Genomic DNA, 16,609 nt, shown 5'->3' on the forward strand with positions numbered 1-16,609 from the left:
TTGCGTGGATGCGCCGGGAGGTCACCAGGTGACGGGCAGCCCGCGGACTCCGTAGAGCACCATGTCGTGCCGGAACGGCAGGTCCTCCAGCGGCCGGCCGAGCTTGAGCGTGGGCAGGCGCTCGAAGAGGCCGGCGAACACGGTGCTGAGCTCGACGCGGGCGAGCGTCAGGCCGATGCACTTGTGGAAGCCGTGGCCGAACGCGACGTGCGCCTGGGGGTCCTTGCGGTGGATGTCGAAGCTGTCGGGCTCCTCGAAGACCGCCGCGTCGCGGTTGGCGGCGTTGATCATCACGAGGACGCCGTCCCCGGCCCGGATCTCCTGGCCTCCGACGGTGAGGTCCTCCGTGGCGGCCCGGGGCAGTCCCGCGTGGTTGATGGAGAGGTAGCGGAGCAGTTCCTCGATGGCCTGCGGGTACAGCGAGGGGTCCGCCTTGAGGTCGTCGAGCTGCTCGGGGTGTTCGAGCAGGGTGGCGGTCCCCAGCCCGATCATCTGGGCCATGGTGTCGTAGCCGGAGAGCATCAGGAGCGCGGCCAGGCCGACGAACTCGTCGTGGCTGAGCTTGCCCGCCTCCTCCTGGGCCACCAGCCGGCCGAGCATGTCGTCGGTCGGCCGCTGCTCGCGTGCGGTGACCACGCCGTCGAAGTAGGCCATGAGCTCGCGGGCGGCGCCTTCGGCCTGTTCGGGCGTGCTGCTGCGGTCGAGGATCGTGTCCGTGAGGGTCACGAAGATCCTGTGGTCCTCGTACGGGACGTCGAGGAGTTCGCACATCACGGTGGCGGCCATCGGCAGGGCCAGCTGCGTCACGAGGTCGGCGCTGTTCCCCTGCCGCACCAGGTCGTCGAGCAGGGTGTCGAGGATGGCCTTCATCCTCGGCCGCTTGGCCTCCATCTGGCTGATCAGGAACTCGCGGGTCACCAGGCGGCGCAGCCGGGTGTGGTCCGGTGCGTCCTGGTTGAGGAAGAAGCCGGGCGGGAGCGGGGTGTCGCCGGAGATGTAGGAGGGGTAGCCGGGTGTCTTCGGGTCCGAGCTGAACCGGGTGTCGGTGAGCACGGCCCGTACGTCCGCGTGGCGGGTCACCACCCAGACGGCCTCGCCTCGCGGGGTCTGCACCTGGAACACCGGCTGCTCCGCGCTGAGTTCGCGGTACTGGGGCGGCGGGTCCAGCGGGTGGCGGCGCGGCATGGGGAAGGCGGGTACGGCAGGAGCGGTCATAACGAGACTCCACACTGGGTCTGGGGGCGGGCGGCGCCACCGGGAGGGGCGGGCAGGAAGCCCGACGAGACGAAGTAGTCGAGGTAGAGGTCGAACAGCGCGCGGTCCACCGGTCGGCACTCGATGCCCGAACCGTCGAGCGCGGCACGCAGGTTGTCGGTGCGGAAGTCGGGCCTGCTGCCCAGGTAGCCCACTTCCTCGGCCGGCTGGTCCGCGCCGAACAGTGGGAGGTACACGGCGAGTTCGTTCTCCTCGCCGCGCTCGACGGCGGCGGCGAGCTCCCGGTACCAGTCCTGGTAGTCCAGGCGGCGCAGCGGATAGCCGTACGCCACGATCAGCTCGAAGATCTCGTTCATGCTGACGGACCGGGCGCTGGGGACGTTGAAGACGGCTTCCGGACGGCCTCCGGAGAGGGCGGTGTGCACCACGGTGGCCGCGCAGAAGTCGACCGGCACGAGATCCAGGAGCAGGTCGTAGTCCAGATAGGCGCCCAGTTGGACGCAGCCCTTGATCAGGTGGTTGATGAAGGTGTCGGGCGAGCAGGCGCCGGTGGTCTGTGAGCCCGTGATGGCACCGAGCCGGTACACATGGGTGGGCACGCCCCGGTCCCGGGCCTGGAGCATCAGGCCGTCCGCGACCCACTTCGACTGCCGGTAGCCGCCGACGACGTGCTCGGCCTCGGTGAGCCGGGTCTCCGGCCAGCTGCGCTCCCCCTCGTGTCCGGGGTACACGCCGATCGTGGAGACGAAGTGCACGGCCTTGACCCGCTTCCGGCAGGCGAGCCGCAGCACCTCCAGGGCGCCGAAGACGTTGACCGGCTTGATCTTGGCGTAGGGGACGATCCAGCTGGAGATCGCCGCGTTGTGGATGATCAGCTCCACCTCCGCGGCCAGCTCGTGGTACGTCCGCCGCGCCAGCCCGAGGTAGGGGCGTCCGGTGTCGCCGGGGACCCCGACGACGCGGTGCTCGTCCCCGTCGCGCAGCAGCCCGTACTCGGCGAGGTTCCCGCGGACCCGTTCGGCCGCCTGCTCCGGGCCGTCGGCGCGTACCAGGACGTGCACCGTAGCGGCCGAGCGGTCGAGGAGCTCCCGGAGCAGGAAGGCCCCGGTGTAGCCCGTACCGCCGGTGAGCAGGACCGTGCGGTACGGTCCCGTCGACGCCGGTACGGCCCCTTCCTCGGGCACGATGTCGGCCGGCAGTACGGCGTCGGCCGCCATGGCCTCGCTCGCGACGCCCCGGGGGTTGCCGGCCCCGGTCACCGTCGGGTCGGCCTGGGAGCTGACCATCCGGGCCAGCTGGGCGACCGTGGGGTCCTCGAACATCCGGCGCAGATCGAGCCGTACGTCGTAGATCTCCCGGACCTGGGCGGTCATCTGGAGCACCGTCAGGGAGTCGCCGCCCAGGTCGAAGAAGCTGGTCTCCACGCCGACCTTGGGCAGGCCGAGCAGGTCCTGCCAGATCCGGGCGAGCTGGGTCTCCACCGGGGTGCGGGGAGCGACGAAGGCGGTCTCGGGGGTCTCCTCGGCCGTCAGCGGAGGCAGGGCCTTGCGGTCCACCTTGCCGTTGGGGAGCTTCGGGAGTTCGGGCAGTACGACGAAGTGCGCGGGGACCATGGCGTCCGGGAGGTGCGTCCTCGCGTAGGCGCGCAGGGAGGAGCGCAGTCCGGCCGCCCAGGACGAGGTGAGCGGGTCGTTGGCGAGTGGTCGGGTGGGGCTCATGCCTTGTCCTCAGCGTCGTCGTGGGGAGGGACCGGCGTGCCGAACACCACGTCGAACGTGGACAGTCGGCCGTCCTGCGGCACCAGGACCGTGACCTGTCGCCGTTGCTCGGCGGCCAGGTCGAACAGCTCCTCCGGGTGGACCCCGGCTTCGTCGTCGAGCTCCCACAGCAGTCGTTCCACGTCCCAGGCGGTGGCCGTGCCGTCGGCCTCCTCCAGGGCGCGGACGGCGGCCGTGGTCCGCAGCAGCCTCCGGTTGGGGACGCCGGTCACGACGAGGCCCTCGGCGCTGCCGGTCAGTCGCTCCCGTACGCCGTCGATGCCGTGGTCGAGCGTGTCCCAGGTGAGACGGGGTTCGGATGCGCCGGGCGCCGGCCGGTCGCCGGTCAGCAGGGTCACGTCGTAGCGGAAGTGGGAGAGCTCGTTGTCCGCCCGGCCCCGCTTCAGCTCGACGCGGACTTCGGCGACACCGTCGAGTTCGCCGGCGAGCTGGTGGAAGAAGGCCGGGGAGAGGCAGAGTTCCCGTTCCTCGTGGAGGCGGCGGGAGATCGCGGAGCGGAGCTCCTCGACCGTCTGGAGCGGTCCGGCCCGGTGCAGGGTCACGGCCGTCTGGAACTCGGGCAGCATCTCGACCGAGCGGACGTCGCCGACGAAGACGGCGCCTCCCGGCCGTACGGCGCGCACCGCGTCGGTGAGCACGGTGCGCAGGTAGTCGGTGCCGGGGAAGTACTGCGCCACCGAGTTGATCACCACCGTGTCCAGGCTTCCCGGCGCCAGGCGTGCCAGGTACTCGGGGCCGGACCGCTCCAGGTGGACGTGGCCGGGGAGCGGACGTGCCAGGCTGCCGGCGGCGGCGGTGAGCGCGGCGGGCGAGACGTCCACGCCGTGGTACTCGCCGACCTCGTCGGCGAGGTTGCGGAGCACCAGTCCGACGCCGACGCCGATGTCGGCGAGCGCGGTGGGACGCAGGGCGCGGATCCGGTCGACCGTGTGTCCCAGCCACTCCCGCATCTCGGGGACGGGGATGGGTTCGCCGGTGTAGCTGCTGAGCCAGCCGGCGAACTCGGCTCCGTCCTCGGGGGCTTCGTCCGTGGCGGTGTAGGCGCTCTCCCAGACCTCGCCCCAGCGCCGGACGTGCGCGTCCTGCACCGAGGCGTCGGACAGGGAGTCCGCGGGAGAGACGTAGGCAACGAGTTCCGTGCCGTGGGCTCCCTCGATCGCGGTGACCGCGACCGCGTCGAGCTGTGCGTGGCGCGAGAGGACGCTCTCCACCTCGTCGGGTTCGACACGGTGGCCGAGGATCTTCACCTGGCGGTCGATGCGGCCCAGGAACTCCAGGCTGCCGTCGGCGCGCCGGCGCACGCGGTCACCGGTCCGGTAATACCGGCCGGCGCCCTCGGCGCCCGTGACGAACCGCTCGGCGGTGAGCTCCGGCCGTCCGATGTAGCCGGCGGCGACGCCGTCGCCGCCGATCCACAGTTCACCGGAGACGCCGACGGGGAGCGGCCGGCCGCGGCCGTCGACCACGCGCACCTCGGTGTTGGCGATCGGCGTGCCGATGGGGATGGTGCCGGCCGTCGCGTCCCGCGCGTCCAGTTCGTGCACCGTCGACCAGATGGTGGTCTCGGTGGGGCCGTACATGTTGCAGATCCGCACCCCTGGCAGGGCCTGGAGGAGGCGCTGCGCGAGGCCCGAGGGGAAGGCCTCGCCGCCGATCAGCAGGGCGCGCAGGCCCCGCAGGGCGTCCAGGGCCTCGGGTTCCGCCGCGACGGCGGTGAGGAGCGAGGGAGTGCCCTGCACGAGGGTGATCCGGTGGCGCTCGCAGAGTTCGGCGAAGGAGTGCGCTCCCTCGGCGACCTCGGTGGCGTGGGCGTCGCGGAGGCGGTCGACCCAGGTGAGGCTCTCGAGGACGGCCTCCGCCTCGACGCCGAAGTCGACGAGGCACGCGATCTCGTCCACGCCGGCGGCGGCCAGCGCACGGACGAGTTCGGCGCAGCTGTCGGGGGAACCGAACAGGCCGGAGGTCTCGAAGTACCGGTTGATCGCCATGTCGATCACGGCGTCGATCTGTTCCTCGGCGCCGAGTTCCGGAAGGTCCTGTCCGGTGGAGGCGAAGAGGGTGCGCCACAGCTCGGTGGAGCTGCGGAGGTAGTTCCGGAAGGGCTCCCGCGCCTGCTGCCTGGCCCGCTCCGTGTCGTCCGACATGAAGGTGTGCACCATCACGGTGACCTGGCCGGGACCCGGGTGCCCGGTGGCTTCCCTGGCCTGCCGGTACGCCTTGATCTTCTCCGCGAGGTCGTCGGGGCTCTGGCCGAAGAGGTGGGTGAGCAGGTTCGCCCCGGAGGCGCCGGCCTTCTCGAAGGTCTGTACGGTGCCGACGGAGGTGAGCCAGACGGGCGGCTCGTCCTGGACGGGCGCGGGGAAGATCCGTACGTCGACGAGTTCGCCGCTGCCGCCGACGCGCTGGACCGGCTCGCCGCGCCACAGCTTGCGGAACTCCTCTAGTTGCTCCGACATCCGCTCCTTGCGGACGGGGAAGTTCTCCGGCCGCAGTACGAAGTCGTTGGAGTTCCAGCCGGCGGCGAAGGCCAGGCCGACGCGGCCGTCCGAGAGGTTGTCGACGAGCGACCACTCCTCGGCGATGCGGACCGCGTCGTGCAGCGGGGAGACCACGCTGCCGCAGCGCAGGGCGATCCGGTCGGTGATCGTAGCCAGCGCGGCCGACATCACCGAGGGGTTGGGGTAGAGCCCGCCGAAGGCGTGGAAGTGCCGCTCGGGCGTCCACACGGCCTCGAAGCCGTGGGTGTCGGCGTAACGGGCCGCGTCGAGCACCAGCTGGTAGCCCTCACGGGGGGACACGCCCGCGGACGCGGCGAAGAAGAAGAGGCTGAAGCCGAGGGCCCGCTCCCTCGCCTCCGACCGCGGCACCAGATTGCCGATGACGCGCTCTCCGGCGACGACGACCTTGGCGCCGTGGGTGAGCGGCCAGAGCAGTTCGAGCACCGAGATGTCGAAGGAGACGCTGGTCACGGCGAGCACGACGTCGTCGCCGTCGCAGCCCACGCGCTCGTCCATGCCGGCGAAGAAGTTGACGGCGTTGCGGTGCCGCAGGGCGGTGCCCTTGGGTTTGCCGGTCGAGCCCGAGGTGTAGATCACGTACGCCGTGTCGTCACCGGAGACCTCGACCGCCGGCCGTGTCGCGGGCGAGCGCCCGATGGTCTTCGCGTCCGCGAGGACGTCCACCACGTGCGGCGCTGTGATCCCGTCGGGTGTACCGGGCCCCTTGACCAGGCAGCCGATGCCGGCGTCGGCGGCGATGTCCGTCAGGCGTCCGCTGGGGAACGACGGGTCCATCGGCACGTACGCGGCGCCGCTCTTGAGGACCGCGAGGAGCGCGACGACGAGGTCGGTCCCGCGCCGCAGGCTCACGCCGACCAGATCTCCCCGCCCGACGCCCAGGTCCCGCAGGTGGTGCGCGAGGCGGTTCGCCCGCGCGTCCAGCTCCGCGTAGCCCACCTCGTCGAAGCGGTGCGCCACCGCGATCGCGTCCGGGCGCGCCCCGGCCTGTCGCTCGAACTGCCCGTGCACGGTGTCCGAGGGGTCGTACGGGACGGTGGTGTCGTTCCACGCGGCGAGCTGGGCGTGCTCGGCCGGGGTCATGAGGTCGACGGAGCTGAGACGCTCCTCCGGCTGCCGGGCCACGGCCGCCAGGGCGCGCTCGTAGTAGCCGGAGAGACGTGAGCAGAACTCCTCGGGCAGGACGGCCAGGTCGCAGTCGAGCCAGAGCTGCAGCCGGCCCAGCTCGGGGTCGACCAGGAAGTTGACGGCGAGCGGGTAGTTGGTCTCCGCGACGCCCACCGTGACCGACATCAGCGCGTCCGCCGACCGGTGCCGGTCGCGGTGGAAGTCCATGAAGTTGACGTAGCTGTCGAGCCGGAGGCCCTCCCCCACGTCGTGCTGCATCTGCGCGAAGGGGTAGCGGCGGTGGGCCGCGGAGCGGCGCTCGTGGTCGAAGACCCGTCGCGCCGTGTCCAGGAGGGTCGCGGAGGAGACGTCCACGCGGAGCGGGAGCGTGTTGAGGAAGACGCCGATCGTCTCGTCGCCGCCCTCCTCCTCGAGACGGGCGTTGGCCACGACCCCGGTGAGCACTTCGTCGTCGCCGCTGACCAGGCGCAGGACGGCGAGGTGCGCGGTGGCCAGCAGGGATTTCAGCGGCAGTCCCTCGCGCCCGGCGAGGGCGCGCAGCGCCGCGGCCACCTCGCCGTCCACCGGCACGTCGTACCGGTGGTTGGCGGCCGGCCGTGAGCCGTCGGGGCGCTCCCGACCGCCGGCGCCGTGCGGCACCAGGCGGGTGGGTTCGGCGCCGCGCAGCAGTCCGGTCCAGTAGGCGCGCGCCTCCTCGTCGGCGAGGGCACGGCGCTCCGCGGCCACGAAGTCCCGGTAGGCGGAGCGGACCGGCGGCAGGCCGAGTTCCTCGCCGGCGAGGCGCGCCCGGTAGTGGTCGACCACCTCTTCCAGCATGCGCATGTCGCTCCACCCGTCGAGGACGACGTGGTGCTCGATCACCGAAAGCTCGAAGGCGTCCGGGCCGCAGGGGTGGGTCACGAACTTCAGCAGCGGCGCGACCTCGGGGTCGAAGCGGGTGAACTTGGCCCGTTCGACCCAGTCGGTCACGGCCCGCTGCCGGGCCTCCTCGTCCAGGTCACCGAGGTCCAGGCCGTTCCCCAGCGGGACCTCGACCCGGCTGTGCACGAGCTGGAGGGGCTCGGAGAACCGGGCCAGGTCGAAGGAGCAGCGCAGGGAGGGGTGCCGGGCGGCGAGGTCGTCGACCGCGGCCCGCAGGGCGTCGGGGTCGAGCCGGGTCGCCACTCGGACGCTGGTCACGACCCGGTAGACAGAGGAGTCCTCCGCGTAGGCCGCGTGGTAGAGCATGCCCGCCTGCATGGCGCTGAGCGGGTAGGCGTCGTCGAGCCCGTCCGGCAGCAGCAGCCGGTCCTCCGCGGACAGCAGCCCGAAGGGAGCGCGGTCGGCGGAGTCCTCGCGTCGCGCCAGGGGCCTGACTACGCGGGCGAGTTCGCGGATCGACGGCCCTTCGAAGAGGTCGGAGACCTCGAAGGTGTGGCCGCCCCGCTCGACCTGCGCACGCACCCGGATGGCGTGCATGGAGTCGCCGCCGAGCACGAAGAACGAGTCGTCGACGCCGATCTCGTCGGTGTCCAGGACGGAGCACCAGGCCTGGTGGAGCAGGGTCTCCACGGCGGTCTCGGGCGGCGCCACGGTGCGCACGGTCCGCGTCTGCGGCATCGGCAGCGCCTTGCGGTCCAGCTTGCCGTTGGACAGCAGGGGCAGGGCGTCGAGGGTGACGAAGTGGGCGGGGGCCATGTAGGCGGGCAGGCGCTCGCGCAGCCAGGCGAGGAGTCCCGCCGGTTCCGGCGCGTCCCCGTCGGGCACGACATGGGCGACGAGCCGGCGCTGGCCGTCCTCACCGAGCGGTGCCGTCACCACGGCCTGTGCGACGGCCGGGTGGGTGAGCAGCGCGGACTCGATCTCGCCGGGCTCGATGCGGAAGCCGTGCACCTTCACCTGGTGGTCGAGCCTGCCGCGGTAGAGGACGACCCCGTCCTCGCGGAGTACGGCGAGGTCTCCGGTCCGGTACAGCCTGCCGGGGCCGAAGGGGTTGTCGACGAAGCTCGCCGCGGTGAGTTCCGGGCGGTTGAGGTAGCCGGTCGCGACCTGGACGCCGCCGATGTGCAGCTCGCCGGCGATGCCGGGCGGCAGCGGGCGCCCTTCCCGGTCCAGCACGTACAGGCTGGTGTTGGCGACGGCCCGGCCGATGGGTACGGGCCGGCGGGCGTCCTCGGGGGTACATCGCCAGTACGTGACGTCGATGGAGGCCTCGGTCGGCCCGTAGAGGTTGTGCAGCTCGGGGCCCGCGCCGTACTGCTCGAAGAACCGGCCCACGGTCTCGGAGCGGAGGGCCTCGCCACTGCAGACGACGCGGCGCAGGTCCGGCAGGTCCCGGCCGGTGGGCTCCGCGAGGAAGAGGTCGAGCATCGAGGGGACGAAGTGCACGGTGGTGATCCGGTGCCTGCGGATGACGTCCGCGAGCGCCCGGGGGTCGCGCTGGGCGCCGGGGGCCGCCAGGTGGAGCACGGCACCGGTGAGCAGCGGCCAGAAGAACTCCCACACCGAGACGTCGAAGGTGAAGGGGGTCTTCTGCAGGACGCGGTCGTCCGCGCCGAGGCCGTACTCCTCCTGCATCCACAGGAGCCGGTTGACCACGCCGCGGTGCGGTACGGCGACGCCCTTGGGCCGGCCGGTGGAGCCCGAGGTGTAGATGACGTACGCGGTGTCCTCGGGGGTGGCCGTGGACGGCAGCGGGCCGGGGTCGGGAAGCGTGGGCAGGAGCGTGTCCACGGCGATGGTCTCGGCGCCGGTGCCGGCGAGCCGTGCGGCGAGGTCCGACCGGGTCAGGACGATCCGCGCCCCGGAGTCCTCGATCTGGAACGCCAGTCGTGCGTCGGGGAGTTCAGGGTCCAGGGGGACGTAGGCCGCCCCGGACATCAGCACCGCGAGCAGCTCCACCACGAGGTCGAGCGAGCGCTCGTCGCAGACGCCCACCACCTGGCCGGCCGCCGCCCCGTCGGCCCTGAGCCGGGCGGCGAGGGCCCGGGCCCGGCCGACGAGCTCGCGGTAGGTCAGCGAGCCGTCCTCCGTCGCGGCGGCGACGGCGTCGGGGGTCCGTGCGGCCTGTTCCCCGACGAGTTCGTGGAGCGGGCGGGTCAGGTCGAACTCCCGGGCCCGAGCGTCGGCTTGTGCTTCCACCCGGGCGCGCTCGGAGGCGGTCAGGACCTCGGCCTCCCCCAGGGACAGCTGATCGTCCGCCCGGACGAGGGTGTCGAGGAAGGCGGCGAACCGGTCGCGGTGGGCGACGACGGTCGCGGCGTCGTGCAGCTGGGGCTCGGGGTCGAACGACAGCAGGAGGTCCGCGCCGTCGGCGCCACCGAAGAACTCGATCGAGAGGTCGTGCACGGGCCCCGAGGATATTTGGCGAACCGTTCCGTCAACGGCGCCGAAGCGTAACCGGCCGTCGAACGAGACCACGTTCACGACCACGCCCGAGGGTTCTCCGGCGGCGCCGGTGCGCCTGAGCTCCCGCTGGAGTGCCTCGCCGCGGAACCGCTGGTGCGCGAGGACCTCGCTCGCCCGGGTGGAGACCTGCTGGACGAGTTCGCGGAACGGCATGCCGGAGCGTACGGACAGGCACAGCGGCAGCACGTTGGCGAGCATGCCGGGTGTGGTCAGGGCGGTGCGGGTGGTCCGGGCCCGTACGGGCAGACCGATGACGATGTCGTCCTGCTGGGTGATCCGGTGGAGGTACGCCGCCGTCGCCGCCAGGACGACGACCGACCAGGGGGTTCCGTACCTGGCGGCCATCCGGTCGATGCCCTCGACCCGCACCGGGGGCTGGAACCGCTCGGCCGGCCGGGACGTGCCGGCCGCCGTGTCGCTCAGGCTGATGCGGTCGGGCCACTCGGCGAGCTGCTCCAGCCAGTGGGCACGGTCGCTCTCGTGGGCCGGCGACGCCTGGTAGGCGGCTTCCTCGTCGAGCAGTTCGCGCAGCGTGCCCGCGCTCTTCTCACGGACCGCCGCCCCCTGGGCGAGTGCGGTGTAGATCTGCGCCATTCGGCGCCAGTAGAGAACCTGGCCGTATCCGTCCAGCACGATGTGGTGGTAGCGGAGATGGAAGAGGAAGTGATCCGGGGCCAGACGGAGCAGGGAGTGTGTGAACAGCGCGTCCTTCGCGAGGTCGACCGGAGTGGCCAGATCGGCCCGCACCCACTCCTCGGCGGCGCCGAAGGGGTCGTTCTCCTCGCTGAAGTCCCTGACGTTCAGGGGGGCGTCGACGTCGGTCGGCCACTGCCAGGGGTGGCCGTTTTCATCAGCAACGAACCGGACGCGTAACGCGTCGGTCTCGGCGACGGCCCGGCGGACCGCTTCGGCCAGGTGGGCCTCGTCCAGCGGGCCCAGGATCTCGACGTATCCCCCGCAGTTGTGGCGGGCGCCGCCGGTGTCCATCTGGTGGGCTATCCACACTTCGTGCTGCGCGGTGGACACACGTAAGCGCCCGGCAGAACTCTTCACGAGTCACTCCATCTTTCGGTTCCAAGAAGGCGCACGGCTCCCGCCCGACCCGGCAGACGACGGCATGGGAGGGGGCGGGCCCGGGGCGCACTGAGTGCTTGCGGCCTGTGGAGGCAGGGGCGGCACGGCCGCCCTCGGCGAGCCGCGAGGGCTCGGAGTGGGCCGCTAGATACGACGTCGAGCGAAGGACGCCGAACCGGGCCAGCTACGCGTGAACATACATATCCCCCGTATGTGCCGCCTGAACGGCACTTCCCCGTTGACCCGGCGCCTCGGACGCCGGGCGGAACGTCAGCTCCGGGACCCACCTTCTCGGGCGCCCCGCCACATGACTGGTTCCCAGCCAGCCATAGAGGACAGGCCATGTCAAGGCATTGCGGTCGCGAAGAGCCGCCGTACACCCACGGCGTTTACCCGGCCCTCAAGGGGACTTGACCATTCCACTACCAAAGAGCTGCCCTCAGAGGGAACCGCTTCGCCCGCTCGATCACGCCGTGAGCACGGGCTCGCACAGGGGGTGACGGTAAAGCTTGCGTCAAACGGCGCCGGCCGCGCGAGCGTCCCACGGCGTCCAAACCCCGTGCGGGTGACAGGCGTTCGGGCCCCGCCGTCGCGGCGGGGCCCGAGGTGGTGCGTGGATCAGATGGTGCGCCGGCGCGTCAGAGGACGTTGACCCCGGTCCAGGCGGCTGCCACCGTGGCGTACTCGGGGCTGGTGGCGCCGTAGAGGTCCTTCGCCGCGTTCAGGGTCGCGGTGCGGGCGCCCTTGTAGTCCGTGGTGGAGGTCATGTAGACGGTCAGCGCCCGGTACCAGATGGCGGCGGCCTTCTGGTTGCCGATGCCGGTGACGGTGGAGCCGTTGTACGTCGGGCTGGTGTACGTCACGCCGTTGATCGACTTGGTGCCGCTGCCCTCGCTGGCGAGGTAGAACCAGTGGTTGCCGACGCCCGAGGAGTTGTGCACGTCGAGCCGGGCGACGGACTTCGACCAGTAGTCGGCGGAGCGTCCGTCCAGGGAGGGCTTGTCCATGCGGCGCAGCCACGGCGGGGTGGACTGGTCGCTGAAGAGGTAGTCGGGCTTGTCGAGGGTGTTGTTGGCGTACCACTCCACCATCGTGCCGAAGATGTCGCTGGTGGCCTCGTTGAGGCCGCCGGACTCGCCGCTGTAGCGGAGGTTGGCGGTGGCGGAGGTGACGCCGTGGGTCATCTCGTGGCCCATGGTGTCGAGGTCGACCTGCTCGGGGTCGACGGTTCCGTTGCCGTCGCCGGTCATCATGCAGAAGCAGGTGTCCGACCACTGGGCGTTGTCCCAGTTGGTGCCGACGTGGACGAAGACGGTGGCGCCGCGGCCGTCGTTCTTGATGCCGTTGCGGCCGAAGGTGGTCTTGTAGTAGTCGTACGTCTTCGCGGTGTTGGCGTGCGCGTCGACGGCGGCGGTGGCGCGGTCGGTGGAGAACTTCCGGCCGTCGCCCCAGATGTTGTCGGCGTCGGTGAAGAGCGTGCCGGAGGAGCTGTTCAGGGACGAGGACGAGACGTTGCGCGCGTCCTTGGTGATGTGGCCGCGGACCGGGTCGATCAGGGCGTAGGTGCCGTTCGCCTGGAGGGTGGTGTCGAGGGTGATGTCGCCGGTGTACTCGGAGTGGCCGGTGCCCGTGGCCTCGCGCTCGGTGTCGTAGTTCTCGATCGCCGCGCCGGTGGTGGCGTCGGTGACGAAGACCTCGCCGTGCGGCTGACCCTTGTCGCCCAGACCCTGCACGGTGGTGCGCCAGGCCAGACGGGGAGTGCCGTCGGCGGCCCACACGATCAGCTCGGGAGTGGAACTGGCGTCGCGGACCAGCCCGGTCGAACGCTTCAGGGCGCCGGCCGCGGTGCCCTTGGCGGCGATCGCGGGGGTGACGGACGTGAGCGCCACCTTGCGGGCCTTGGCGTGGGTGGACCCCTTGAGCGAACCGTCGGCCTTCTGGTGGACGACGAAGTCGCCTCCGACGACGGGGAGGCCGCGGTAGGTCCGCTCGAAGCGGACGTGCTGGGTGCCGTCGGCGTCGATCACGACGTCCTTGACGTGGAGCGCCTGGCCCGCCCCGAAGCCGAAGGTGGCGGCGTGTCGGGAGACGTTGGCCTCGGCGCGGGATATCGCCGTGTCGCGGACGGAGGTTCCGTGCTGCACCGCGTCGGGCTGCGACCAGGCGGGGGCGGCCAGGGTGCCCGTGGTGATGACGGCGGCGGCGACCATCGTGGAGAGGGCAAGGAGGGGACGGGGCATGACGGGGTGTTCCTTCGCTCGTCGTGGGGGGTGACGACGTCCTGGGACGTTGACGCGAAGTGTTCACCAGGTGACATGTTCCTGACGTGATCCCAGGTGGGATACAACCACGGAGCTATAGGGGGGCGGCGCGGGGGACCCTCCGAGCGGCACACCGCGTAGGGCGGCCCACCGAGCGACACACCGCGTGGGGCGGCCCGCCGAGCGACACACCGCGTGGGGCGGGGCCGAGCGGCACACCGCGTGGGGCGATCCGTACCGGCCGCTGACCCGCGGTCGGTCAGCCGTCCGCGCCGAGCGCGAACTTCTCCCCGCCGTCCTCCCACCAGGCCAGGTATTGCGGCCGCTCCCGTACCAGCGCCAGATACGCCGCCGACAGGCGCTTCCCCACCGCCTCGGCGAGCTCGGCCGGAACCGTCTCCGTGTTCCAGGCCAGCTGCAGCCGCCGGTGGAACGGGACGTCCACGAGCGGCCGCTGCACGGTGCCCTGGGCGGGGACGTCTGCGCTCGGCCACACCCCGCAGACGGCGCGCCTGCCGGCCACCAGAATCTGCGCCACGGACAGGTCCGGCGTCACGTGCGCGATCCTCGGGGTGAATCCCGCCGACTGACAGGTGAGGTGGAGGTATGCGTGGACCCCGCTCTCGTCGGCCTCCGGCATGACCCACTCCTCGCCGCTCAGTTCACGCAGCCTGACCGTCTCCTGGCGTGCAAGCGGATGGTCCTCGGCGAGCAGTACGAAGACCGGCTCGCGCAACAGCGTGCGCGTCGCCACCGCCTCGCCCACGGGAACGGGGAAGCCGGGAAACTCCCCGTATACCGCTATGTCGCATTTCGACTGACTCAGTGCTTTCACCAGAGTGTGCACGGAACGGCGGGCGTCGATGGTGAGCCGGCTCTCCGGGACGAGTTCGAAGAGGGCGGATATCAGCAGGGACACCAGCGGGCCGGCGGTCCCGCCCGCCCGCAGTGGGGCGACCGTCCCCCGGTCCGCCTCAGCGGCCGATCGCGCGTGCTCGCGCAGCCGGTCGAAGCCGACCACGAGGTCCCGTGCGCAGCGCAGCACGTACTGACCGTGCTCGTTCGGCTTCACCCCCTCGGCGCTGCGGACGAAGAGCGGGCCGCCGAGCTCCTGCTCGATCCGTTTCAGCTGGGCGCTCGTGGCGGGCTGGGAGAGCTGCAGGCGTGCGGCGGCCTTGCGGATGCTGCCGGCCTCGGCGACGGTGAGCAGGACACGGAGGTGCCGGAACTCGAGGTGCATGTACATTCCCCGCTCAGGGCGGAGGGCCCCTTGCACCCCCCGTGACCAGCAGAACCAGCTGCCCGAGGGGCATGGTGACCAAGAGTCCGACGGACCTGTCGGGGCGGCAACCACGGGACGGCAAAATCTCCGCCCGGAGGCTCCTGATGAGCTGCGGGTGCCATGGCGGCGGCTGCGGCGGGCAACGCCGGTCGTCGACGACTCCGGCCGGGGCGACGTCCTGGGCGAGGCACCTTCCCGTGGAACGACCGCACCGGTCCGTACCCACCACCCCGACCCGCACCGGGGATACGGAATGGAGAATGCGAAAGTAGGCGAAGAGGAATTCAAGGGCAAGCGGTCGGGGCCAACTCGCCCGGTTCAGTCGAAGTTTATCTGTACTGAACCGACTAAACCGCTGTCTGGGGCCCGCATTGATGACACGCCTATTGACACAGGGCGAACAGGAGAGGCCTCCTAATGAGGGTCTTCGGTCGGCCGATCGGCGTGATCCAGACCTCACCGCCCCACGACGGCACTCTTGTCATCCCCTTCATCGCCCGCCGCGACGAGGCTGGTTGACATCGTTGTCCACCACGTCCCGACCCCCACAGAGGAGAACCATGAACAATCCGCGAAGCCGATGGCTCACGGCCGTCGCCGCCGCCGTCGCCGGAATCGCCGGCCTTCTGCTGCCCTTCGCCGGCCCCGCCGCCGAGGCCGAGGCGGCCACGACGGGCATCCACGTCGCCAACGGGCGCGTGTACGAGGCCAACGGGAACGAGTTCGTGATGCGCGGGGTCAACCACGCACACGCGTGGTACCCGGACCGGACGGGCTCGATCGCCGACATCGCCGCGAAGGGCGCCAACACCGTACGGATCGTCCTCGCCAGCGGCGACCGGTGGACCCGGACGAGCACGGAGCAGGTCGCGGCCCTGATCGGCCAGTGCAAGGCCAACAAGGTCATCTGCGTGCTCGAAGCGCACGACACGACCGGGTACGGCGAGGACGGGGCCGCGACCTCCCTGGACAGGGCGGCGGACTACTGGATCAGCGTCAAGAGCGCGCTCCAGGGCCAGCAGGACTACGTCGTCGTCAACATCGGCAACGAGCCCTTCGGCAACAGCGGCTACACCGCCTGGACGAGCGCCACGCAGAACGCGATCGCCAAGCTCCGTGGCGCCGGCATCCACCACGCCCTGATGGTCGACGCGCCCAACTGGGGCCAGGACTGGTCGGGCACCATGCGGAACAACGCCGCCTCTGTCTTCGCCGCCGATCCCGACCGCAACACCATCTTCTCCGTCCACATGTACGGCGTGTACGACACGGCGGCCGAGGTCCAGGACTACCTGAACCACTTCGTCTCCCACGGACTTCCCCTCGTCGTCGGCGAGTTCGGCGACCAGCACAGCGACGGCAACCCCGACGAGAACGCCATCATGGCCACCGCGCAGGCGCTCCGCCTGGGCTACCTGGGCTGGTCCTGGAGCGGCAACGGCAGCGGCGTCGAGTACCTCGACCTGGTCAATGGCTTCGACGCCACCTCCCTGACCCCCTGGGGCAACCGCCTCTTCAACGGCGCGAACGGCATCGCCGCGACGGCGAAGACCGCCACCGTCTACGGCAACGGCGGCGGCGGACAGCCCGGCACCGCGCCCAACGGCTACCCGTACTGCCTCAACGGCAACGCCTCCGACCCCGACGGAGACGGCTGGGGCTGGGAGAACAGCCGCTCCTGCGTCGTCCGCGGCAGCGCGGCGGATCACTGATCACCGACCGCTGATCACCGACGCCGATCACCGATGGCCCTTCCGTCCCGACCGGGCGGAAGGGCCATCGGCGTAGGCGCGATGAACCCCGTACTCACCCCGACGAATTCCCCGGCATGGAGCTCAAAGGAACGGAATCGCAATTCGCCGTCGCAGCACCTTTCGCACAGGGGAAGAAGGACGCGCGGGCTTTCCCTCACGCCCCGAAGGACCGCGTGGAACCGATTCGGCCGCCCGTGCCCCGCACACAATCGGC

6 protein-coding genes are annotated in these 16,609 nt (G+C 71.2%); 1 reads left to right on the forward strand and 5 read right to left on the reverse strand.

Features of this window, described 5'->3' with window-relative positions:
- Positions 1-21: 21 nt before the first annotated feature.
- From ACZ51I_RS06660 to ACZ51I_RS06680, 5 genes are all read right to left on the reverse strand, one after another.
- Positions 22-1,215 carry a cytochrome P450 gene (locus ACZ51I_RS06660; RefSeq protein ID WP_468872008.1) on the reverse strand — a complete coding sequence of 398 codons (1,194 nt, stop codon included), beginning with the start codon at positions 1,213-1,215 and terminating at the stop codon, positions 22-24.
- Positions 1,212-2,933 carry a thioester reductase domain-containing protein gene (locus tag ACZ51I_RS06665; protein WP_468872010.1) on the reverse strand — a complete coding sequence of 574 codons (1,722 nt, stop codon included), beginning with the start codon at positions 2,931-2,933 and terminating at the stop codon, positions 1,212-1,214. Before ACZ51I_RS06665 ends, ACZ51I_RS06660 begins: the two co-directional genes overlap by 4 nt.
- Positions 2,930-11,050 carry an amino acid adenylation domain-containing protein gene (locus tag ACZ51I_RS06670; protein ID WP_468872011.1) on the reverse strand — a complete coding sequence of 2,707 codons (8,121 nt, stop codon included), beginning with the start codon at positions 11,048-11,050 and terminating at the stop codon, positions 2,930-2,932. The genes ACZ51I_RS06665 and ACZ51I_RS06670 overlap by 4 nt, the downstream gene beginning before the upstream one ends.
- A gap of 686 nt (positions 11,051-11,736) precedes the next feature.
- Positions 11,737-13,338, reverse strand: a complete 1,602-nt coding sequence (locus tag ACZ51I_RS06675) for a M4 family metallopeptidase (protein ID WP_468872012.1) — start codon at positions 13,336-13,338, stop codon at positions 11,737-11,739.
- Between the two features lie 280 nt (positions 13,339-13,618).
- Complete coding sequence (locus ACZ51I_RS06680) at positions 13,619-14,599, reverse strand: LysR family transcriptional regulator (protein ID WP_468872014.1); 981 nt, start codon at positions 14,597-14,599, stop codon at positions 13,619-13,621.
- Positions 14,600-15,201: 602 nt separating this feature from the next.
- Here ACZ51I_RS06680 and ACZ51I_RS06685 point away from each other — a divergent pair.
- Positions 15,202-16,353: a cellulase family glycosylhydrolase gene (locus ACZ51I_RS06685; protein WP_468872015.1), complete on the forward strand. Its 1,152-nt coding sequence runs from the start codon at positions 15,202-15,204 to the stop codon at positions 16,351-16,353.
- Positions 16,354-16,609 lie beyond the last annotated feature (256 nt).

This window comes from Streptomyces sp. NPDC034084 (assembly GCF_055575535.1).